This window comes from Leptotrichia sp. oral taxon 223 (genome assembly GCF_013394795.1).
GTDB lineage: Bacteria > Fusobacteriota > Fusobacteriia > Fusobacteriales > Leptotrichiaceae > Leptotrichia.
Map to the genome: position 1 here is coordinate 817,156 of NZ_JABXYU010000001.1, position 23,101 is coordinate 840,256.

General features: G+C 32.8%; 17 protein-coding genes, 1 tRNA gene, 1 pseudogene and 1 other annotated feature. All 19 genes and pseudogenes read right to left on the reverse strand.

Going from position 1 to position 23,101, the window contains the following annotated elements; genetic code table 11:
- Positions 1–68 precede the first annotated feature (68 nt).
- Positions 69–1,343: an NRAMP family divalent metal transporter gene (locus tag HW275_RS03850; RefSeq protein ID WP_178935291.1), complete on the reverse strand. Its 1,275-nt coding sequence runs from the start codon at positions 1,341–1,343 to the stop codon at positions 69–71.
- Positions 1,344–1,511: 168 nt separating this feature from the next.
- Positions 1,512–2,324 (reverse strand): Nif3-like dinuclear metal center hexameric protein, encoded by an 813-nt coding sequence (locus HW275_RS03855; RefSeq protein ID WP_178935293.1) that lies wholly within the window; start codon positions 2,322–2,324, stop codon positions 1,512–1,514.
- 26 nt (positions 2,325–2,350) lie between these two features.
- The gene (locus tag HW275_RS03860) at positions 2,351–3,301 is read right to left on the reverse strand and encodes an RNA polymerase subunit sigma (RefSeq protein ID WP_178935295.1); all 951 of its coding nucleotides are present in this window, start codon (positions 3,299–3,301) and stop codon (positions 2,351–2,353) included.
- Between the two features lie 50 nt (positions 3,302–3,351).
- A complete protein-coding gene (gene rpoD, locus HW275_RS03865) occupies positions 3,352–4,530 on the reverse strand; it encodes an RNA polymerase sigma factor RpoD (protein WP_178935297.1) in 1,179 nt (392 codons plus the stop codon).
- Entirely contained in the window at positions 4,523–6,346 is a 1,824-nt protein-coding gene (gene dnaG / locus HW275_RS03870; RefSeq protein WP_178935299.1) for a DNA primase, read from the reverse strand. The genes rpoD and dnaG overlap by 8 nt, the downstream gene beginning before the upstream one ends.
- A 101-nt stretch (positions 6,347–6,447) precedes the next feature.
- Positions 6,448–6,645: a DNA-directed RNA polymerase subunit omega gene (locus HW275_RS03875; protein ID WP_178935301.1), complete on the reverse strand. Its 198-nt coding sequence runs from the start codon at positions 6,643–6,645 to the stop codon at positions 6,448–6,450.
- Positions 6,646–6,759: 114 nt separating this feature from the next.
- Complete coding sequence (gene gmk, locus HW275_RS03880; protein WP_178935303.1) at positions 6,760–7,305, reverse strand: guanylate kinase; 546 nt, start codon at positions 7,303–7,305, stop codon at positions 6,760–6,762.
- A 161-nt stretch (positions 7,306–7,466) separates the two neighbouring features.
- Positions 7,467–11,533, reverse strand: a pseudogene (rpoC, locus tag HW275_RS03885) (DNA-directed RNA polymerase subunit beta').
- A gap of 92 nt (positions 11,534–11,625) precedes the next feature.
- Positions 11,626–12,081 carry a hypothetical protein gene (locus HW275_RS03890; RefSeq protein WP_178935305.1) on the reverse strand — a complete coding sequence of 152 codons (456 nt, stop codon included), beginning with the start codon at positions 12,079–12,081 and terminating at the stop codon, positions 11,626–11,628.
- Between the two features lie 79 nt (positions 12,082–12,160).
- A complete protein-coding gene (gene rpoB, locus HW275_RS03895; RefSeq protein ID WP_178935306.1) occupies positions 12,161–15,607 on the reverse strand; it encodes a DNA-directed RNA polymerase subunit beta in 3,447 nt (1,148 codons plus the stop codon).
- A 748-nt stretch (positions 15,608–16,355) separates the two neighbouring features.
- Positions 16,356–16,727: a 50S ribosomal protein L7/L12 gene (gene rplL, locus HW275_RS03900; protein ID WP_178935308.1), complete on the reverse strand. Its 372-nt coding sequence runs from the start codon at positions 16,725–16,727 to the stop codon at positions 16,356–16,358.
- A 68-nt stretch (positions 16,728–16,795) separates the two neighbouring features.
- Positions 16,796–17,305: a 50S ribosomal protein L10 gene (gene rplJ, locus HW275_RS03905; protein WP_178935310.1), complete on the reverse strand. Its 510-nt coding sequence runs from the start codon at positions 17,303–17,305 to the stop codon at positions 16,796–16,798.
- A gap of 11 nt (positions 17,306–17,316) precedes the next feature.
- Positions 17,317–17,483: a sequence feature (ribosomal protein L10 leader region), on the reverse strand.
- A 307-nt stretch (positions 17,484–17,790) separates the two neighbouring features.
- A complete protein-coding gene (gene rplA / locus HW275_RS03910; RefSeq protein ID WP_178935312.1) occupies positions 17,791–18,498 on the reverse strand; it encodes a 50S ribosomal protein L1 in 708 nt (235 codons plus the stop codon).
- Between the two features lie 110 nt (positions 18,499–18,608).
- The gene (gene rplK / locus HW275_RS03915) at positions 18,609–19,034 is read right to left on the reverse strand and encodes a 50S ribosomal protein L11 (RefSeq protein WP_178935313.1); all 426 of its coding nucleotides are present in this window, start codon (positions 19,032–19,034) and stop codon (positions 18,609–18,611) included.
- A gap of 134 nt (positions 19,035–19,168) precedes the next feature.
- On the reverse strand, positions 19,169–19,795 hold the full coding sequence (nusG, locus tag HW275_RS03920; protein ID WP_178935314.1) for a transcription termination/antitermination protein NusG: 627 nt from the start codon (positions 19,793–19,795) through the stop codon (positions 19,169–19,171).
- A 1-nt stretch (position 19,796) separates the two neighbouring features.
- Positions 19,797–20,012, reverse strand: coding sequence for a preprotein translocase subunit SecE (gene secE / locus HW275_RS03925; RefSeq protein ID WP_178935315.1), 216 nt, complete (start codon positions 20,010–20,012; stop codon positions 19,797–19,799).
- A gap of 172 nt (positions 20,013–20,184) precedes the next feature.
- Positions 20,185–20,260: transfer RNA gene (locus HW275_RS03930), tRNA-Trp, on the reverse strand.
- Between the two features lie 16 nt (positions 20,261–20,276).
- Positions 20,277–20,426, reverse strand: a complete 150-nt coding sequence (gene rpmG / locus HW275_RS03935) for a 50S ribosomal protein L33 (RefSeq protein ID WP_178935316.1) — start codon at positions 20,424–20,426, stop codon at positions 20,277–20,279.
- Between the two features lie 194 nt (positions 20,427–20,620).
- Positions 20,621–22,885, reverse strand: a complete 2,265-nt coding sequence (glgP, locus tag HW275_RS03940) for a glycogen/starch/alpha-glucan family phosphorylase (protein ID WP_178935317.1) — start codon at positions 22,883–22,885, stop codon at positions 20,621–20,623.
- Between the last annotated feature and the right edge of the window lie 216 nt (positions 22,886–23,101).

Here is a 23,101-nt window from a genome sequence, read left to right on the forward strand (position 1 = left end):
CCACCTACAATGACAATCACTAAATCTTGTTGAAAGGTGGTTTTCTTTATAAAATTAAAATAACGATATTATTTCAAAATCCCAGATAAATAAACAAGGAAAAATATTGTAAACCCTGTTAAATATACAATTCCTGCCACTGATAAGAACCACAGCCAGACAGGTAATCTGTTGTTATCTTTAACAAGTGAGAAGTTAAGATACGAGTATACAGGAGCTGAAACAAATGAGAATATCATTGCAAAATTCATCATTTTTGCCACGTTTCCAGTAAAAAAGAATACTATAATCATTGCCACAGCCACTGTTAACGTCATCCATATATTAAAATGTGATGTTTTAACTTCCTCTTGTTTCATAATTAATCTAAGACATTCTGCATTGGCACGTGAATAACCGTCTACAACTGTGATTGTCGTACCAAAGATACACATAAATGCTATAAATGCAATAAGAAGTCCTGACCAGCTTCCGATAACGCTTGAGTACATTTGAATAAACTGGGCAATGTAAGCTGCACTTGCCCCTTTAATCGCTGTTCCTGTTCCATATTGAATCAATGCCCCGAGTGCCAAGAATACAAAAGCTAATATTGTCGTAACAAAATAACCTACGTTAAAGTCAAGCATTGCAATTTTACGTGGCACTTTCATTTCCTGACGCTTTTTAACTGTCCACATCGAATTAATTGCCGAAATTTCAATTGGTGCAGGCATCCATCCCATTAACGATACTATAAACGGCAGTGCTGTCAGTTTCCAAGGAGATTGGACAACAAAACCAGGTGCCATAGGATGTTGTTTAAATAATGCAATAATAACTGCGACAATTGTTGCAACTGTCAATGAAATAACGATAAATTTTGAAGAACTGTCCAACAGTTTATAACCTCCAAATACCAGCATTGCAAGTGAACCTACAAGAACAATTGTAGTAAGCATGTTAATCATTGAAGCCATCGCCGCTGGAGTAAGGTTGCTTAAAAATGTCAATTTTAAGATATTTGCCAAAATTGCCGCTGTCAGAATACCAATTGCCGCTACGTTAATAACTGCAGAAAATATATTCATAATAAAGAATACCCAAAGATAGATTTTCCCTTTTTCTTCATATCCTTCAATTAATGAATGTTTACGTTCCAACGTATATTGTGTCCCGAAACGGAAAAATGGATATTTAAAAATATTAACTAAAATAACAATAATTGCCAATTGCCACCCATATAATGCACCCGCTTGCGTAGATGCCACAATATGAGAACCTCCAATAGCTGCCGACGCCATAAGAATACCAGGTCCGAAGGCTTTAAACTTGTGATACCAGTTTGAGTAAGTAGTTGCCATAAAAATACCTTCCTTTTCTCTTAATCTTTCCAAAAATTATAATAAATCATTTGATTATCAAATTTTTGAAATTATAAAGGTATTATAACACTTTGTACTGGATATTCAAAATTTTTTAGTGTTTTTATTTATATTTTTAATTTTTATTCTATTATTTTTAAAATAATTTTATCCTAATTTAAATACTTCATCTTCAAAATGCCGAATCATTTCCCCATCAAAAAATTTTGACATTTCCTGTTCCATCATATCAACAAACAAATATTCACTTTCAAAGTGTCCCACATCAACCAGAATCCGTCCATCTTCCAAAGCGTCCAAAGCCTCATGGTATCTCAAGTCTCCTGTCAAAAACACATCAATTTTATCAGCAATATCATACATAAACGAACTTCCACCACCTGTAACAAGTCCAATTTTTCGTACATATGCATCTTTATTCCCAACATACCTTACATAGCTTATTCCAAGTGAATCCTTTATTCTTTCAAGCAAATCTTCGAGTTTCATTTCTTCATTCAATATTTTGATTCTGGCAAGTCCACCATGTACACGCTCCATTTTGTTTTTTATTGAGTTATAATCATCAAATTTGCATTCATTAAAAATTACTTTTTCCCCATCCAGATTCAATTTATCCATTATAAAGTCATTTAATCCATTAATTGCGAAATCTGAATTTGTATGAATCGAATAAACTGCTATTTTATTCTCAATTAATTTTAAAAGTTTCCTTCCATGTGCGGTTTCATTTGTAATTCGTTTCAATCCTGAAAAAATTACCGGATGATGTGAGATTATTAAGTCAACATTTTTGTCTATCGCCTTTTGTACAGCCTTTTGCGTAACATCCAGACAAAACAGCACTTTATTCACTTCCTTTGTGTTATCTCCTATTAAAAGTCCCACATTATCCCAATCCTCTGCAATTTTTGGACTGAAAATTGTCTGTAATTCTCCCATTATTTCCCATAGTTTCATAATTTCTCTTCCTTTCATAAATTTAGTTAATTTATTGTATAATCTGCATCTTCGCTATTTTCCACAAACTCATTTCTCATCAAGTCAATTGACAGCTTATTAAGCGCCTTTTCCTTTAAAATATTTACATTGTGGCTTGAAATATTTAAAGATTTTGCTATTTCCTTTTCTGTATAAACCTTATCATCCAGTCCATAAGTCATAACTAAAATCTGCTCATCCAGATAATTCAGTTTCTTTGGAATATTTTCTAAAATATACATTTGTGTAATTTTATCAGCCTTTTCCAATATCTGCGAATTTCCAATCAGTTCCTCCGGCTCCACCTCGTCAAACAGTTTTTCAAGCTGTTCGATGTATTCTGTTGAAACATTCATCTGCTTGCTAATTTCATCCATTGAAAATCCCATGCTTTTATCGACTTTTACTTTCAAATATAAAATATACGATAATTCAGATGACTTAATGTCTTTCAAAAGTTCCTTCTGAAATTCCAAAATATACTTTACAGCAAAATTTTTTACAAAAAATTCAGGCTCCTTTGTAATTTTCATAATTTCATTGTAATATTTCAAGCCCGACATAATTCCAAGTGTAGCTTCCTGAACTGTATCCAGAAATGAAAATCCGTATTTTGAATAAAGCAGGCTTTCTTTTACTGCGATTTTTAAGTATTTATCAATTAATTCTTCCTTTTCTTTCTCATTTTCACTTTTTTTCTTAAGTTCCTCATATTTTTCCTTTATATTTTCCAAATATAATTTTATTGTATCTTTTTCTTCAATAAATATATTTTCATCCTCCAGAACTATAAAATCACTTCCGTCAGTTGAAGTCCTAACTTCTGGAATATTTTCCAAATGAACAAATTTTAAAAACTCAAAAAATTCATCATCATTCATCGTATGATTTTCTATAATTTTTTCAAAGCTGAAACTTCCTTTTTTTCTAATGTCTTCAAAAATATTTTTTAGCATTTCTCTTTCTCCCCTTAGTTTTAATATCTAAAAAGAGCTAAATAATATCTTTAGCTCCTGTAATCTTCCAATTTTTTTCTTCTGCTCGGATGTCTTAATTTTCTTAACGCTTTTACCTCAATCTGTCTGATTCGCTCTCTTGTAACATTGAATATTTTTCCAACTTCCTCCAGTGTTTTTTGAGAACCGTCATCCAACCCATATCTATATCTGAGTACCATTTCCTCACGCTCATTTAATGTTTTTAGAACTTCGTCAAGCTGTTCCTTTAACAGAACCCTTGTTGTTGCATCATAAGGATTTGCAAATTTGTCATCTTCCACAAAATCTCCAAGTTCGCTGTCTTCTTCACTTCCAACGGGCGTTTCAAGCGAAATTGGATCCTGATTCATTTCAAGGATGCTTTTTACCTTTTCCACTGGCAATTCTAACTTTTCGGCTAATTCCTCCGCTGTCGGCTCTTTTCCAGTTTCCTGTAAAATAATACGGCTTTCCTTTTTGATTTTGTTAATTGTTTCAATCATATGAACAGGTATTCTTATTGTTCTTCCCTGATCTGCAATCGCACGTGTTATTGCCTGTCTAATCCACCAAGTTGCATAAGTGGAAAATTTAAACCCTTTTTCATATTCAAATTTTTCTACGGCTTTCATAAGCCCCATATTTCCCTCCTGAATCAAATCGAGCATTTTTAAGCCACGATTTGTATGCTTTTTAGCGATACTTACAACAAGTCTTAAATTTGACTCGATTAATTTCTGTTTCGCTTCCTCTTCTCCGTTTAAAACCCTTTGAGCATAGTCAATTTCCTCTTCATAGCTAAGCAATGGAATTTGTCCGATTTCACGCAGGTACATTTTTATTGGTTCGTCCACATCCATACTTTCCGCCATTTTCAATAGATCTGTCTGTAATAATTTATCCACTTCCGAATCGTCGATTTCATTCTCTACAAATTCATCATGGGAATCTTCAAAATCTGATATTTCCATCTTTTCAATGTCCGCTAAAGAATCAGGAACTTTCAGCAAGTCCTCTTTTTCTTTTTTCGTATTTACAATTTGAACACCGTCATCAGTCAGTTTTTTTATTAATTGATCAATTTTTTCAGTTGAAAATCCAATAGATAAAACAGAATTTATTTCTTCGTAACTTACAACTTTTTGCTCTCGTGCCTGTTTTATAAAATTTGCGAGACTATTTTTTAAATTTTGTTTTTTATCAGACATAACCCGGTCTCCTTATCAATATAAATTCATCATATAATTTTTCAATTTCATCAATTTTACTAATATTTTCTAACTTTGTTAATATCCTTTTCAATTTAAATTTCCTTATTTTATCATTCTTTTCATCACTTTTTCTTCTCTCATCATCTATTTCACGTTTAAGCCATCCAGAATAAACCGCCTTGAAGTAGCTTTCCTCATCTTTAATGCCGTTATCCCCTCGTAATTTCAGCTTCGTAATAATTTCCCTGCTTTCCTCAGAAATATCTGTTTTATCAAGCTGCATTATGTCAAAATTTATTACCGTTAATTTTTCTACAAGTTCATTAAATATTGGATAACTAAACTTTTTGTTTAGCAATTCCTCGCACTTTTCCCTTTCAGAATTGTAAAATTCCAAAATATAAGTGAGCGTCTGTTCTTCCAGCTCGATATTTAAGTCTTTTTTTTCCTTTTTACATTGAACTTTCCAGTTTTCATAGCTTATTCTTTTTTTTCGCTTTAAAACTTCTTTCGATAAATCCTTCAACTCTTCCTTTACAATAAATTCATTAATATTAAAATTAGTTGCCAATTTTTGTAAATAGAGATTTTTAGTAAGATTGTTTGTAACGTTGGAAAAAAACGGTTTTAACCTTTCTATAAATTTTCTCTCTCCGCTTATATCTTCCAGATTCAAATCCTTTGAAGCCTCTCTAGTCAAAAAATCAAACACTTCCTCTGATTTTTTTACAACTTCTATAAACGCCTTTTTCCCATTTTTTCTCAAAAATTCGTCAGGATCTTTTTCTGCGCCATCCATAACAAGGCATTTTACATCAAAATCATATTTTTTCAAAATATAACTTGCCTTTATTACCGCATTTTTCCCAGCCTCGTCATTATCATATGAAATTAATATCTTATCTGTATATTTTTTCAAAAGCTGAGCCTGTTCCTCGGTAAATGCCGTTCCAAGACTTGCCACCGCATTTTCAAAGCCATTCTTCTGTGCCGTCAATACATCCAAGTAACCTTCCATTAACATTGCAAAGCCCTTTTTCCTAACATTTTCCCCTTGATACTTTATTCCAAAAAGTTCATTTCCTTTTTTAAAAATAGGCGAGTCTGGTGAATTAAGATATTTTGGCAAATTGGTATTCTTCTCAATTATACGCCCTCCAAATGCCACTATTTTACCTTCAATATTATAAATCGGAAAAATTATCCTGTTTCTAAAGCTGTCATAAATTTCTCCATTTTCATTTCTTTTAGCAAGTCCCAGCTTTATTATTTTTTCTTCTGGAAAGTTTTCTTCTACCAAATACTGAAATAATCCATCTCGTACGTTAGAAGCAAATCCAATTTTAAATTTTTTCATATTTTCTAAAGAAAAATCCCGATTTTTCATATATTCTAATGCTTCGTTATATTTTTCCACATTATTTTCAAAAAAAATTTGAGCTTTGTTCATTATTTCAAAATATTCTTTGTTTTCGGCTTGTTTCTCATTTATTTTCTGATTAATCAGCTGAAACTTTTCATTTTTCTTTAACGGAATATTATATTTTCGTGATAATTCTTCCACTGCTTGAATAAATCCAATGTCGTTAATTTTCATATAAAATGAAATTACATTTCCGCCAATCTGTGTACTAAAGTCTTTAAAAATATTTTTCACTGGACTGACTGTAAAGGATGGGGTTTTTTCATCTTTAAAAGGAGATAATCCTTTATAATCTGAACCTGCCTTTTTTAAATTTACATATTCTCCAATCACTTGCACAATATCCAGATTATCAATTAATTTTTGTATCTCTTTTTCATCATAAATCATTATTTTTTATTCCTCCATCAAAAAACAGTTCCATAAAAAATATTCACACTATTAGTATAATTTATTTTTCAAAATAGTCAATACTTTTTAAATAAAATTTTTTAATTTTCTTCATTATTTTCACGAATAACTTCCACTTCGTCGTCCATTATGTCCTTAAAAACTTCATCCATTATTTCTGATTTCTGTTTTCCTTTAGCAAATTCCTTTTTTGCAATTTTTCCCGAAATAATCGCAAGTTCATATTTATTAGGTATTTTAGTCAATAGCTCATCTATTGTTATTTTTTCTTTTTTCATTTTTATAATTCTCCTCTTATATAGTAAAGCCGCTTTAAAATCAATCTTAAAAATTATAGCCGTTTTAATCGGACTCTAAGATTATTTGGGTATCAGTTAGATTTTTAAAGGGACTTAGGAATTAATAATATTTATCAGTTCTTTGCAAGACTGCTCAATATCGTTATTTATTATGGTATAGTCGTATTTTGGCTCATATTCCAGCTCCTTTGCCGCATTTTTTAAACGCAGCTGAATGACTTCCTCACTGTCAGTTTTTCTATTACGAAGCCTATTTTCCAGCGTTTCCATATCCTTTGTCCTAAAGAATACAAGAATAGCGTCTTTTTTCTTTTCCTTCACAATTAATGCACCTTGAACATCAATTTCCAGAATTACATTTAAGCCTTTATTTAAATTTCTTTCCACTACTTCCTTCAATGTTCCGTAATAATTACCATGGACGTTTGCATATTCATAAAATTCATCATTTCTTATTTTTTGTTCAAATATTTCCTTAGTTAAAAAAAAGTAGTCTTTTCTGTCGATTTCTCCGACTCTTGGCTGTCGAGTTGTAGCTGATATTGATAATGGGATATTCAGTCTATCCTTTACTAATTTTGTGACTGTTGATTTTCCTGAGCCTGATGGCCCTGAAACGATAATTAGTTTTCCTTTCATTAAAACCACCTTTTACTTTTTTATATGAATAAGGGAAATTCATATTCATAAATCTCCCTATTCACAATATTTATAACGATAATTCATGCTGCCGGAATATTAAGCCGGACATTTATTTAATCCAAACATAATTTCTTATATCAAGTTTAAGGCTGACTTGATTATTTAAGTTCCGTTGTTTCTTCAGTATTTTCTATAGCTTCATTTAGACTATCCTTCAATGTTCCCAAAGTTTGCGTAATTTCCGCTGTTTGTCCATCCGCTCCAGCTTCCATCGCTTCTTCTTCCACAATGTCATTTTTTAAGACTGCATCCAGATATTTATAATCTTTGAATCCAGTTCCTCCTGGTATTTTCTTACCAATAATTACATTTTCCTTCAATCCTTCAAGCCTGTCTGTTTTCCCTTCAACAGCGGCATTTGCAAGAACTTTTGTTGTTTCCTGGAATGATGATGCCGAAATGAAACTTTCTGTATTTACTGCGGCTTTTGTAATACCTTGAATTACTGGCTCATAAGTTGCTGGACGTTTTCCCTTTGAAATCAACATGTCATTCTCACGTTCCACAATTTTCTTGTCAATTAATTCATCTTCAAGGAACAGTGAATCTCCAGCTTCCTTAATCTTGATTTTCTGGAACATTTGCTTTACGATTATCTCAATATGCTTGTCATTAACCGCAACTCCTTGTTCCCTGTACACCTGCTGCACTGACTCAAGAATAAATTGCTGTGCTTCTACAAGCCCTTTTATTTTCAGAATATCGTGTGGCGAAACAGGCCCGTCAGTAATTTTAGCACCTTTTTCGATTAACATTTCATTAGTTACAACTAGATGTTCTCCCACTGGAACTGTATATTCCTGAATTAATTCACCTGACTCAGGATCTTCCACAAGAATTAAACGCATACCTTTCTTCTTTTTATCCGAAAACACAATTCTACCAGATACTTCTGACAATATCGCTTTTCCTTTAGGATTTCTTGCTTCAAACAATTCCTGCACACGAGGAAGCCCTCCTGTAATATCTTTATTTCCTTCTCCAGTTTTAAGGATTTTTGTAATAACTTGCCCTTTTTTAACTATATCCCCTCATTTACCATCAAATACGCACCATATGGAACTGCATATTCCACTTTTTTGCCATCGTCTGTATAAATGATAATTCTAGGGTTTACATCATTACTTTCAACCGGTTTGATTGCAACTTTTTCAGTAACGCCATATTTAACATCAATATTTTCTCTCACATAAATATCTCTGAATTCCACCTTACCTTCTTCAGATGTAATAATCGGTGTCTGATAAGGATCAAATTCCACAAGCACTTGTCCTTTTTTGACAGCGTCTCCGTCTTTTACGTGTAAAATTGAGCCAGACTGAATTTCATATCTATGTTTTCCTATTATTATACGTCCATTTTGCGAAACAACGATTTCTTTTCCTTCGTCATTTACAAGTGTAGAAATATTTCTAAGCTTAATTTTCCCAGAAACATCAGCCTTATAATCTGACTGAACAGATGCTGCCGTTGCTACCCCTCCAGTATGGAAAGTACGCATTGTAAGCTGTGTACCTGGCTCTCCAATTGACTGCGCTGCAATTACTCCGACTGCTTCTCCCTTCAGGATTTCCTTGTGATTAGAAAGATCTAGTCCATAACACTTTTTACAAACCCCTTTGTCCAATTTACAAGTTAAAGGTGTTCTTATTTCTACTTCACGGATATCCAGTTCTTCAATCTTTTTAATCAAGTCATCTGTTATTAACGCATTTCTCTTAGCAATAACCTTTCCATCGTGAATCAAGTCCGTTGCCAAGTTTCTTCCATAAATTCTTTCGCTTAATTTTTCAATTACTTCTCCAGCATCCATCAAGTCTGATACGACAATTCCATGTTCACATCCACAGTCATCGTGGTTTACGATAACTTCGTGCGAGATATCAACAAGCCTTCTTGTCAAATATCCCGAATCCGCCGTTCTTAACGCTGTGTCAGCAAGCCCTTTTCTTGCTCCATGTGATGACATGAAGAACTCAAGAATGTTAAGTCCTTCCCTAAAGTTAGCTTTAATTGGCATTTCTATAATACGTCCCTGCGTATCTGCCATAAGTCCACGCATTCCACCAAGCTGACGCATCTGTGCAATAGATCCTCTGGCTCCAGAATTCGCCATCATATAAACTGGGTTAAATTCATCCAGATTGTCCATCATATCCTTAGTCACTTTTGAAACTGCCTCATCCCAAATTGCAACCGTTCTTCTGTATCTTTCCGCATCAATAATTTCTCCAGCCTTATACTGCTCTTCAATTTCAGCCACTTCATTTTCAGCTTTTTCCAAAATAGTCTTCTTGCTTTCTGGAATTTCCAGATCCTCAATTCCAACAGTAATTCCAGCAAGTGTTCCATAATGGAATCCAAATTCTTTAATTTTATCCAGCAATGCCGATGTTTTTTCAAATCTAAATTTCTTATATAATTCAGCGATTAGCTTTGCCAGCTCACCTTTACCAAAAGTTTTTGTGTAATCTCGCACTTCTTTTGGAAGCATTGTGTTAAACATAAGACGTCCCGGTGTAGTCCTGATTGTTTCCCCGTCAATTCTTACATTTACAAGTGCGTGAACTGAAACTTGCCCATTTTGATAAGCTGTAATTAACTGATTTTTGTTAGAAAAAGATTTCCCTTCCCCTTTTACACCTTTTCTTTCCTTTGTCATATAATAGCATCCCATTACCATATCCTGTGACGGAACTGCTATCGGCCTACCGTTTGACGGTGCGATAATATTATTTGTTGCAAGCATCAGTAATTTTGCTTCCATTTGAGCTTCCTGTGACAATACCAAGTGTACCGCCATTTGATCCCCGTCAAAATCCGCATTGAATGCAGAACATACGAGCGGGTGAAGTCTTATCGCCTTTCCTTCTATTAATATTGGCTCAAATGCCTGAATTGAAAGTCTATGCAATGTTGGAGCACGATTTAGAAGAACAGGGTGATTTTTAATAATTTCTTCAATCAATTCCCATACATTTTCATCTTCCTCTTCAACCATTTTCTTAGCCACTTTAATATTTGAAGCTAGTTCTCTTTTTACAAGCTCTCTCATTAAAAATGGCTTATACAGCTCAAGCGCCATTTTTTTAGGAAGCCCACATTGATTCATTTTCAGACTTGGCCCGACTACGATAACCGATCTTCCTGAATAATCCACACGTTTTCCCAACAGATTTTGTCTAAAACGTCCTTGTTTCCCTTTTAACATATCAGAAAGCGATTTTAACTCCCTGTTATTTTGAGTAACAACAGGTTTTCCACGTCTACCATTGTCAATTAGTGCGTCAACAGCCTCCTGCAGCATTCTTTTTTCATTTTTTATTACAATCTCAGGAGCTTTTATTGACATCAATTTTTTAAGTCTTATATTTCTGTTAATTACTCTTCTGTACAAGTCATTCAAGTCAGAAGTGGCAAACCTTCCACCGTCTAATTGAACCATTGGACGTAAATCTGCAGGAATTACAGGCAGCACAGTCATAATCATCCATTCTGGCCTATTCCCGGCTTCTATCAAATCTCTTACTACTTTTAATCTTTTTATAACTTTTCTTCTTTTTTGTGCAGAATGTTCTGTATCCATTTCACCTTGCAATTTTTTCTCCAAATCAAACAAGTCAATTTCCTCAAGCAAGGCTAGAACTCCCTCAGCACCCATTTTCGCTGTAAATTCATTTTTAAACTGATTTTCATATAGTTTATATTCACGTTCAGTCAAAATTTCACCTTTTTGAAGCCCAGTTTCTCCTGGATCAGTTACAATGTATCTCGAAAAATACAGAACTGACTCCAATTCCTTTGTACTGATTCCCAATAAAAGGCTCATCTTGTTAGGAGTACCTTTAGAATACCAGATATGTGCAATTGGTGTAGCAAGTTTTATATGTCCCATTCTTTCACGTCTAACTTTTGAAGTTGTCACTTCAACACCACATTTTTCACACACCATGCCCTTGTAACGCATTCTCTTGTACTTCCCGCAGGCACACTCATAATCCTTCGATGGCCCAAATATTCTCTCACAGAATAATCCGTCCATTTCAGGTTTTAAAGTTCTATAATTTATTGTTTCGGCTTTTGTAATTTCACCATACGACCATTCTAATATTTTTTCTGGTGATGCCAATTTTATTTGAATACTGTCAAAATCTCTTATACTCATTCGTTAAGAGCCTCCTCTATTCTTTAATTCCACTTTTTTAAAGAAAGCGGGAAAACTTTTTTGTATTCTTGTTTTTAATTTATCATGATAACTTAATATTTTTGCACATAATCATCAATAATCCATTTTCCATTAACTTGTTTCACTTGTAATTTTATTTCTTCAATTTCGCTATCATATCCAGCATATACTGGCTTAACTACTACCATCCCGGTATTTGGATTATATGAAATAAGTTTATAATTTTCTGAAGGATTTTGTCCTCCTACAATTGGAACATAATCTATAATGCCATTTTCTTCAATATATTTTGCTTTTTCTTTATAATACTTAGTTCTAAATTTATCTGAAATCAAGTTTGTATTGTCAATATAACCAGGTCCTAAATTTGCATATTCCTTAAGAAATCTAAGAACCACCCTTACAGGTTCTGTTTGTGTCTGTCCTGATGGACTTTTTTTACTCGCACTTGATTTTTTAGTTACAGAAAATGTATTAACATTTACAAAAACTGTTAAAATAAATGCTAAACAAAATAATTTTTTCATATATACCATCTCCCAAAATTATTTTTTATTTTTATTAATTTTGGACAAGGAACTTAACCCCTTGCTGCAACTACATAAACTAAGCATCTACATTTTTATCTAATTCAATTTGTTCCCCGTCCTTATCATAAAGGGCCACATCTAGTCCAAGTGACTGGAATTCCTTAATTAATACTCTAAATGATTCTGGAGCGTCTGCTTCTGGCATTTCTTGTCCTTTTACGATGGCTTCATAAGTTTTCGTTCTTCCACTGATATCATCTGATTTAACTGTAAGCATTTCTTGAAGGATATTTGACGCACCGTAGGCTTCCAATGCCCAAACTTCCATTTCTCCAAGTCTTTGTCCACCAAATTGGGCTTTTCCTCCAAGCGGCTGCTGAGTAACAAGTGAATATGGTCCAATTGCTCTGGCGTGCATTTTGTCTTCTACCAGGTGGTGAAGTTTTAACATATACATACGTCCAACTGTTACCGGGTTGTCAAATGGCTGTCCAGTTCTTCCATCAATTAGTTTTACTTTACCAGTTCTACTGTATCCAGCTTCTTCCAAGTAATTTTTAACATCTTCTTCACTTGCCCCATCAAATACTGGCGTTGCAATATATTTGTCAATATCTCCGATTGCAAGTCCCAAATGCACTTCCAATACCTGTCCGATATTCATACGTGATGGCACACCAAGCGGATTAAGACAAACATCAATTGGCGTTCCATCTTCCAAATGTGGCATATCTTCAATTGGCAATACTCTTGAAATTACCCCTTTGTTTCCATGACGTCCAGACATTTTATCCCCAACCATTATTTTCCTTTTTTCTGCAATGTAAATTCTGATTAATTTATTTACTCCAGCCTTTAAGTCATCCCCATTTTCCTTAGACAACTCAAGCACATCCACAACAGTACCTTTTACCCCATGCGGAAGTCTAAGCGAAGTATCTCTTACATCTTTTGCCTTTTCCCCAAAGATTGCACGTAATAATTTTTCTTCTGCTGGCGGTTCAGTTTCTCCTTTAGGAGTTACTTTTCCGACGAGAATGTCATCAGGAGTTACATGAGCCCCTATTCTTATAATTCCATTTTCATCAAGGTTTCTCAAGGCTTCTTCAGAAACGTTAGGAATTTCCCTTGTAATTTCCTCATCACCTAGTTTTGTAGTTCTCGCCTCAATATCAAATTCCTCAATATGAATTGACGTGAACACATCGTCTTTTCTAAGTCTTTCAGAAATAAGGATTCCATCCTCAAAGTTATACCCTTCCCACGGCATAAACGCCAATAGGATATTTTTACCTAATGCCAGATCTCCACCTGCAGTAGATGGCCCATCTGCAATAATATCACCTTTTTTAACTTTATCTCCCAGATCAGTGATTGGTTTTTGATGTAAGCACATTGACTGGTTAGATTTTTCAAAATTTAACAATCTGTGAGAATATTCTTTTCCTTCATCATCTGTTACAATAATTTTTCTTGCATCTACAAAAGTTACAGTTCCAGTCGCCTTTGAAGTAATAACTGCCCCCGAATCCACGGCAACTTTTCTTTCAAGTCCAGTCCCAACATAAGGCGCTTCTGTTTTTAACAGAGGTACAGCTTGACGCTGCATATTTGATCCCATTAACGCACGGTTGGCATCATCGTGTTCCAGGAACGGAATTAATCCCGCTGAAACAGATACCAGCTGTTTAGGAGACACATCCAGAATATCAACTTTTGATTTGTCAATATGCACAATTTCATCTCCATAACGGCACACAACTTCATCAGTCAGGAAGTTTCCGTCTTTATCAATAGGAGTATCAGCCTGTGCGATAAACAGTCCTTCCTCTTCATCAGCCGCTAAATATCTAATATCATTAAAATCAGCTTTTCCATCATTTATTTTTACAAACGGAGTTTCAATAAATCCGTATTTATTAACTTTTCCATAAGTTGAAAGAGAAGCGATAAGTCCGATATTTGGCCCTTCCGGAGTTTCTATTGGACAAATCCTTCCATAATGCGAGTTATGAACGTCCCGAACCTCAAATCCTGCTCTATCTCTTGAAAGTCCTCCCGGTCCTAACGCTGAAATTCTTCTTTTGTGAGTCAATTCTGACAATGGATTAGACTGATCCATAAATTGTGACAGCTGTCCACTTCCAAAAAACTCAAGAATTAACGCATTTAATGGTTTTGTATTTAACAAGCTTTGTGGAGTCAATGTTGTAATGTCTTGAATTGTCATTTTTTCCTTCACCATTTTAGACATTTTAAGCATTCCGCCTTTTATTTGGATGGAAAGCAGCTCCCCGACACCTCTTACACGTCTATTTGACAAATTGTCAATATCATCAGTAAATCCTTCTCCGCTTACAAGATTTTTCACATATTCGATAGTCTGTAAGACATCTTCCTTCGTTAATACGATTACATCCGCCGGAACATCCAACTTCAATCTTTTGTTGACTTTATATCTTCCGACATCTGCCAAGTCATATCTTTGCGGATTAAAGAACATCTGCTTAACAAGCGATCTGGCACTGTCCACAGTTACCAAATCCCCTGGACGCAATTTTCTAAACACTTCGATAACAGCTTCATCATTGGTTTTTGTATTATCATGGACTAAAGCGTTAGCAATAATTCTGCCTTCAGGCCTCACTTCCCAAATACTCAACTTTTCAACTTTAGCATCTATTATCTTTTGAATAACTGGCATATCAATAATTTCTTCGGCTTCTGCTACAAATTCCCCAGTTTCTTCATCCAGAATGTCTTCTCTTATAAAGCTTCCTTCTAATCTCGAACGTAAAACTTCTTCCAGTTCGGTATCTCTATATTTTGAATAAAGTTCTGACAGCTCCGCTTCCTTTTCCTCAAAGAAATGGTTCATAATTTCCGTATTATTTTGGAAAAAATCCACTGCTTTTAAAAATACAGGCAATAAAACTTTCTTTCTTCTATCAATTTTTACATTTAAGATGTCATTTTTATCAGTTTCAAATTCAAGCCATGTCCCTTTATAAGGGATAATCTTCCCAATAAACACATCTTTTCCTGTCTGAATATTCAATTCTTTGTTAAAAGTAATTCCCGGCGATCTGTGCAATTGAGAAATAACAACCCTTTCAGCACCATTTATAATAAATGTGGCTTTATCAGTCATCAGTGGTATATCTCCAAAATGAACTAATGTTTCCTGAATTTCCCCTGTTCTCTTATTAGTTAATTTTAGTCTAACTTTTAATTGGCCAGAATATGTTTTACCTCTTTTTTTACATTCTAATTCATCATTTAAAGGTTCGTCATTATCGTGAATTTCATACCATAAATATTCTAACTTCAACAATCCGTTGCTTGATTCGATTGGAAAAATTTCATTAAAGATTGCTTCAAAACCTTTATTTTCACGCTTTTGAGGTGGCACTTTTGTCTGCAAAAAATCTTCATATGAATTTAACTGAAATTCCAAGAAATGCGGCATTTCCCCTCTATCTACTATTTTTCCGAAACTATATCTTTCAATAAGTTTGTTCATTTAAAAAATTCCTCCCTACAAAGAACATATTCTTTCTTTAATTTAAAAATTAAACTTTCATCAAAAAATGTTCTCATAATTTCGATTTGTTATTACATAATTACCCAAACAATAATCCAATTACAAAAAATTTAATTATCCAATAAGCAATCTAAAAATATAAGATTATTCATATTCACATTATACTTAAAAGCTGTCTAATACTAAATCCCATAAAAAAGAGAAATTATATTTTGTTATTTACTAACAAAAAGTTCATAACTCTGCCATTCAAATGGAAAATAATATAAAATCCCGCAATAAAACTAGTAAAACAATATTTGAACAAAATCGCTATTACAGCAATTCCAGTTTAAAACGAGAGCAGAAAGTTAATTTCTACTCCAATTTTAAGTGAACTGACTACGTTTTTAAAACAGCGCTTCTGTATAGCTGTATAAAAGACTAAAAAATAGACTAAAAATACCGTTTTCAAAAATTTAAACTTTCATATTTAGTCTTAAAATGAATTATTATATGCCCGAACTTCCTTCAAACAAGTTATAAAATCAGCTTTTGCAGCACGCAAGCATGCAATATTTTAATTTTATCTCTAATTTAAAGTGTTTTACTATAATTATGAATAATCTTTAATTGACTTTTTATAAAAATTAATACAAAAAAGAAAAAACCTTTTCTTTCAAGTTTTATAGTGGAAAAAGACACTCTCTGTATTTTAAGAGTGCCTTCACTATTGATTCATTTCTTGCTATTTTAATTCTACAGTTGCTCCTGCACCTTCTAATTGAGCTTTTAAAGCTTCAGCTTCGTCTTTAGAAACTCCTTCTTTAACTGCTTTTCCACCAGCTTCAACTAATTCTTTAGCTTCTTTAAGTCCTAATCCTGTAATTCCTCTTACTTCCTTAATTACTGCTAATTTAGCTCCTCCTGGAGATACCAGTATTACGTCGAATTCAGTTTTTTCTTCTGCCGCTGCACCTCCTGCCGCTGCACCTCCTGCAACTGCTACTGGTTGAGCTGATACTCCAAATGTTTCTTCAATAGCTTCAACTAATTCTTTTAATTCTAATACAGACATAGCTTTTAAATCTTCTATAAATTGTTCTTTATTAAATGCCATTATTTTATTTCCTCCTAATTTTTCTTGATTTTATTTTTATTATTTTAGTTTATTTATAATTTTAAAAATTACTCTGCTACTGGTTCTCCAGTTTCTTTTTGTCCTGCAACATTTGTCAATGCAACAGCCAACATTCTAACTGGCGACAGCAATCCGTAAGCAATTTGTCCAAGTAACTCATCTCTCGATGGTAATTTAGCTAGCGCTTCCACAGTTGGCACGTCAACTCTTTCAGATTCTAGCAATCCACCTTTAATTAATATTTTGTCTTTTAATTTTTTTCCAAAATCAAAGATTAATTTAGATGGCGCAACTCCGTCTTCATATCCTAATGCAAACGACGTAGTCCCTTCTAATAGATCATCAACGTTTGTATCAAATCCTGCTTCCTTCAACGCTATTTTAAACAATCTGTTTTTAGCAACGAAGTATTCTACTCCTGATTCTCTTGCTGTTTTACGAAGTTCAGTATCTTCATTAACGCTGATTCCTTTGTAATCAACAAATACTACTGCTTTAGCATCCTTTAGTTTTTCAACTAAGCCTTTTACCGCTTCTAATTTTGCTTGTGCTGGCAATTTGTTTCACCTCCTTATAATAAAAACCTCTGAAACAAAAACAATAAGCCCAGAGGTATCATACTATATAAAATATCTATTATTTAATTTTAATATCTATTTGTAATAATATTTACCTCGGTAGGGTTTAAAAAACTTCCGTTCTACCTACTGTCTTTGGTTATATTCCATATGATTTATACTTAATAAACCAATATATAGTATTATACTATAATTTTGTCAAAATTGCAAGTATCTTTCAAAAAAATTATTTTTTTTGCTGGATTCATTACTTCAAACTTCTTAAGACTAAATTTAAAAATCTCAGCTATCCTTCCTAAACTTAATTTTTACTTGTTCTATCAGTTCGATTTAAAAAAAATCCAAGCATCTTTAATTTTTAGTAATTTAATTTTTGAAAAATATAAAACATATAGTATAAATTACCGAATAGAAAAAATCTACCCGGTAACAAAAAATTATTATTAAGATTACTTAACTTACTACTATTCAGCCACAAATACTCCAGCCAATAATGGATCAACTTTAATTCCAGGCCCCATAGTTAATGAAATTGCAACTGTTCTTAAATATTGCCCTTTTGAAGCAGCTGGCTTTAATTTGATAATTTGATTTAGTGCAACTTTAAAGTTTTCTACGATAGCTTCTTTTGTAAAATCAACTTTACCGATTGGTAAATGAATTGATCCTAATTTGTCAACTTTAAATGCAACTTTTCCTTTTTTAAATTCCTGAACTGTTTGTTCAACATTTGTTGTAACTGTTCCTGATTTAGGGTTAGGCATTAATCCCTTAGTTCCTAAAATTCTTCCTAATCTTCCTAATTTAGGCATCATGTCAGGTGTAGCAATTACTAAATCAAAATCTAGCCATCCATTCTGAATTTTGTTAATGTATTCGTCATCTCCAGCAAAATCCGCTCCTGCAGCTAATGCCCTATCAATGTTTTCTCCGCTTGTGATAACTAAAATTCTTACAGTCTTACCTGTACCATTTGGTAATGAAACTGTACCCCTTACTTGCTGATCAGCATGTCTAGGATCTACTCCCAGTCTTACTGCTAATTCTACTGTTTCCACAAATTTAGCACTTTTAGTATCGAAAATTAATTCTAGCGCTTCTTCTGGTGTGTAAACTTTCATTTTATCTACTTTTTGAGAAATGCTGTTATATCTTTTTCCTCTTTTTGCCATTTATTATTTCCTCCTCTGTGGTAATTGAATTTACTAAATCTCCCACTTGTTCTAAATCATTTAAATTTTATTTTTAATTTATCCAATTTTTAAAATTTGAATAACTTTAATTATTCAGAAATTTTAATTCCCATGCTTCTTGCAGTTCCTGCAATAACGTTCATAGCCGCTTCAACTGATCCAGCATTTAAATCTGGCAATTTAGTTTCTGCGATTTCTTGCAGCTGAGCTTTAGTTATAGTTCCAGCAACTTCTTTTATAGAGTTTCCAGCGCCCTTTTTAACCTTAGCCGCTTTTTTCAGCAAGTCTGATGCAGGCGGTGTCTTTAAAACGAATGTAAAACTTCTATCTGCATAAACAGTAATTTCTACCGGAATTACAAATCCCATTTTATCTTGTGTTTGTGCATTAAATGATTTACAGAATTCTGCAATATTTACCCCATGCTGTCCTAGCGCAGGCCCTACTGGTGGTGCAGGATTTGCTTTCCCCGCTTCTAATTGTAATTTAATCTTTCCGATTACTTCTTTAGCCATTTTTCCTCCTTTGTGGTAATTGAATTTGTTAAATCTCCCACTTTTTCTTCAAATTAAAATTTCGCTAATTATTATTCTTTAATAATACTTCTTCTCTATTTTGATTGTTATTTTTTAGACTACTATTTAAACTGCTAATAGTCTATTTTTGCTATCTCGGTATATTCAACTTCTACTGGAGTCAAACGTCCCAAAACTTCAAGCATTACTTTTACTTTTCCATGTTCATGGTCAATTTCTGCAATTTCACCTTGCTGCCCGTCAAAGGATCCGCCTTTTACTTCAACAACTTCACCAATTCTAAAATCTATATCAAGTCTAGGAGTATTTCCTTCTCCGTCAACATCAATTCCAATTTTAGCCAGCAAATTTGAAGCCTCTTCATCAGATAAAGGTATAGGATCGCTCCCAATTCCGACAAATCCAGTTACCCCATTTGTATTTCTAATTACATACCAGGCGTCACTGTCAACACGGTATCCTAATCCCAGTTCATTTTCTTCCTTAACAGAAAGCATTTCTATCATTACATAACTTGGAAACAGTTTTCTTGAAACCTTTACTTGTTTTCCACGTTTTTCCTCCAAAACTTCTTCCTCTGGAACCAAAATTCTAAAAACCCTGTCTGTTAAATCCAGCGACTCAATCCTTTTCTCAAGATCCGCCGCCACTTTTTTTTCATAACCAGAATAAGTGTGAATTATATACCATTTTTTTTCGTATACAACTTCATCTTCAACTTTTTCTTTTGCTTCAGTCACTTTACGCGCCTCCTATAAGATTTCTCAAAACTTCACTTATTTTCGCCAGCACAAAATTAAATGCTGTATCAAAAAGAAGTGTATATATAGCAATAAACGCTGTCATCAAAATCACAATTACAGTAACATGATAAACTTCGATTTTATCAGGCCAATATATTTTTTTATATTCTTCACGCAAATTTCCGAAAGTCTCTTTTAAATTAAATTTACTCATGATTTTCTCCTAGAATCCTTCAAGATTTTTTATTCATTTTATTATTCCTCTGATTAAAAAATCTCAAACTTCTATTTATTTTTTTAGCTGCATAATCACAAAAAATTTACTTGTCTACTTAATGATTTCAACAAAACTAAATTTTTTAAAAAAAAATTCCCATAAAATAAAATGGCAGGCCAGGCAGGAATCGAACCCGCAACTTTCGGTTTTGGAGACCGACGCTCTACCAATTGAACTACTGACCTATCTATTTTTATGAGACTATTTAACTTCTCTATAAAGAGAATGTCTTCTAAGCACTGGATTATATTTTCTCATTTCTAATCTTTCAGGATGAGTTTTTTTGTTTTTAGTTGTAACATAGTGTCTTAACTTAGTTTCAGTGCATTCTAAAATAACTTGTACTCTCATTGTTTTCTATCCCTCCCAATAAAATATTGGTATTACCAGAATAAACTAGCTTATTTATATTATCATATTCCCCTTTTTTTGTCAATACTATTTTCTTTACTTTTTTTAAAGTTTTCTAAAACTATTAAAAATTAAACTTTCACTTTACCATAACAAAATAAAAACGAGGATATTAAATCCTCGCCTTATAAAATTTATTTAGTTTTCCAGATTTCATTTTCATATTGTGCAATTGTTCTGTCTGATGAGAAGAATCCTGCTTTTGCTATGTTATTTATTACTTTTTTGTACCACAAGTCTTTATTTTCATAATCTTTAAACATTCTTTCTTTTGTGTTGTAGTAATCTTCAAAGTCGATTAATGTCATAAACCAGTCTTTGTTTATAAGTTCATTTTGAAGTCTTTCTAATCTTTCTTTGTTTCCTACTTTTATTAATTCATCAGAAGTTATGAAATCAACTACTTCTTTTATTCCATCTTGCTTGTAGTAATCTTTTGAAACATAACCTGATGTTTCGTATAATTTAATTATATCATCACTATTTTTTCCAAAAATGTAGATATTGTCATCGCCTACAAGGTCATGAATTTCCACATTTGCTCCATCCATTGTTCCAAGAGTCAATGCTCCATTTAGCATAAATTTCATATTTCCAGTTCCACTGGCTTCTTTTGAGGCAAGCGAGATTTGCTCAGAAATATCTGTTGCTGGAATAATTTTTTCAGCTAATCCTACGTTGTAGTTTTCAACTAGGTAAACATTTAAGTATTTGTTTACTTTCGGATCGTTGTTTATTATTTCTGATAGACAAAGTATTAAGTGAATGATGTCTTGGGCAATGATGTAGGCTGGTGCAGCCTTTCCACCGAATAATACTGTTATCTTTCTTTCTGGTAATTTTCCATTTTTGATGTCTAAATATTTTTTAATTATATACAAAGCGTTCATTTGTTGACGTTTGTATTCGTGGAATCTTTTAATTTGAGTGTCAATGATACTGTTTTCGTCAATAACGATTCCTTGTGTATGCTGTAAATATTTTTTCAATTTAATTTTATTTCCATGTTTAATTTGTGCTAATTTTTCATAAACATTTTTATCGTCAACATATTTTAAAAGTTCTTTTAGATTTTCAGCATCTGTTAGGTATCCTGTACCAATTAATTCTTTCAAGTAGTCTGCCAGGTCTTCGTTACAGCTTTCAAGCCATCTTCTAAATGTAATTCCATTTGTCTTGTTATTAAATTTCTCAGGATAAATTTCATAAAATTCCTTAAGTTCACTATTTTTCAAGATTTCAGTATGCAAATGAGCAACTCCATTTACGCTTGAAGAAAAGTGAATATCCATATTTGCCATGTGAACTCTGTTCTGTTTGTCGATAATTTGTACTTTTTCATCTGAATATTTAGCTTTTATAACCTTATCCAGTTTTTTTATAATTTCAACAATATTTGGCACAACTTCTTCCAAATAGTCTAGAGGCCATTTTTCCAATGCTTCTGCCAAAATTGTGTGATTTGTATATCCTGTCATTTTTGTTACAATTTCTGTTGCTTCTTCAAAAGAAATACCATGCTCTTCCGTCATAATACGGATCAATTCAGGAATTATCATACTTGGGTGTGTATCGTTAATTTGAACAAACGCATAATCTGCTAAATCATGAACGTTGCTTCCTTTTTCAGTTGCTTCAGCAATAATCAACCTTGCCGCATTTGATACCATGAAATATTGTTGGTAAATACGTAACAATTCTCCTTTTTTTGTACTGTCGTCAGGATATAGGAATAATGTCAGATTTTTTTCAATATTTTCTTCATCAAATGATATGCCATTTTTTATCAAATTGTAGTCAACTCTTTCAATATCAAATAAATTCAAGTAATTTTTTGTATCTTTTTCATATCCTAAAATGTCAATTCTTTTTAACTTTGAATGTAAACTGAAGTTTTTGAATTTTACTTCATATCCAATGTTTGTATCTCTTAACCAGCTTTGATCTTCTATCCAGTAATTTGGCTCAGCTTTTTGCTCATTATTCTTAAAAATCTGCTTAAACAGTCCGCAGTGATAGTTAAGCCCGACTCCTTCTCCATTGATTCCTAAAGTTGACATTGAATCAATAAAGCATGAGGCAAGTCTTCCAAGCCCACCATTTCCTAATGAAGGTTCTGTTTCCACTTCTTCAATATGGCTCAAGTTTTTCCCTGCTGCCTTCAATTCTTCCCTTACTTCCTTATAAATTCCCAAATTAATCAAATTATTTGACAATAATTTCCCAATTAAGAATTCTGCAGAAATATAATATATTTTCTTTTTAGATTTGTTTGTAGTTTTTTCATCTGCTCTTTCTTTAACATATTCAAGTAATTTATAGTAAATTTCCTGATTTGTCATTTCACTTATTTGTTTTTCGTTTCTTTTTTGTAAAAAATCTGTAAAATTGTAGTTCACTATTTTAATTGTTTCCTTTCAAATTTGTTTTATAATTTTCGTTATTAAACACTTCAAAATTGGAATACTAAAAGCATTAAACTTAATAACTTCAATAGAATAGCTTTAATTTTTTGTATCCAATTTTAAAGTTGTTTTACTATGCGGGCATATTATATACCTATTTTTTTAATTTGTCAAGACATTTACGTAAATGCTTTTAAAACCTATAAACCT

Excerpts from the sequence above, each read along its gene's own strand:
- HW275_RS03850 (WP_178935291.1), bottom strand. The coding sequence starts at position 1,343 with ATGGCAACTACTTACTCAAACTGGTATCACAAGTTTAAAGCCTTCGGA.
- HW275_RS03855 (WP_178935293.1), bottom strand. The coding sequence starts at position 2,324 with ATGAAACTATGGGAAATAATGGGAGAATTACAGACAATTTTCAGTCCA.
- HW275_RS03860 (WP_178935295.1), bottom strand. The coding sequence starts at position 3,301 with ATGCTAAAAAATATTTTTGAAGACATTAGAAAAAAAGGAAGTTTCAGC.
- rpoD (WP_178935297.1), bottom strand. The coding sequence starts at position 4,530 with ATGTCTGATAAAAAACAAAATTTAAAAAATAGTCTCGCAAATTTTATA.
- dnaG (WP_178935299.1), bottom strand. The coding sequence starts at position 6,346 with ATGATTTATGATGAAAAAGAGATACAAAAATTAATTGATAATCTGGAT.
- HW275_RS03875 (WP_178935301.1), bottom strand. The coding sequence starts at position 6,645 with ATGAAAAAAGAAAAAATAACAATAGATGAGCTATTGACTAAAATACCT.
- gmk (WP_178935303.1), bottom strand. The coding sequence starts at position 7,305 with ATGAAAGGAAAACTAATTATCGTTTCAGGGCCATCAGGCTCAGGAAAA.
- HW275_RS03890 (WP_178935305.1), bottom strand. The coding sequence starts at position 12,081 with ATGAAAAAATTATTTTGTTTAGCATTTATTTTAACAGTTTTTGTAAAT.
- rpoB (WP_178935306.1), bottom strand. The coding sequence starts at position 15,607 with ATGAACAAACTTATTGAAAGATATAGTTTCGGAAAAATAGTAGATAGA.
- rplL (WP_178935308.1), bottom strand. The coding sequence starts at position 16,727 with ATGGCATTTAATAAAGAACAATTTATAGAAGATTTAAAAGCTATGTCT.
- rplA (WP_178935312.1), bottom strand. The coding sequence starts at position 18,498 with ATGGCAAAAAGAGGAAAAAGATATAACAGCATTTCTCAAAAAGTAGAT.
- rplK (WP_178935313.1), bottom strand. The coding sequence starts at position 19,034 with ATGGCTAAAGAAGTAATCGGAAAGATTAAATTACAATTAGAAGCGGGG.
- secE (WP_178935315.1), bottom strand. The coding sequence starts at position 20,012 with ATGAGTAAATTTAATTTAAAAGAGACTTTCGGAAATTTGCGTGAAGAA.
- rpmG (WP_178935316.1), bottom strand. The coding sequence starts at position 20,426 with ATGAGAGTACAAGTTATTTTAGAATGCACTGAAACTAAGTTAAGACAC.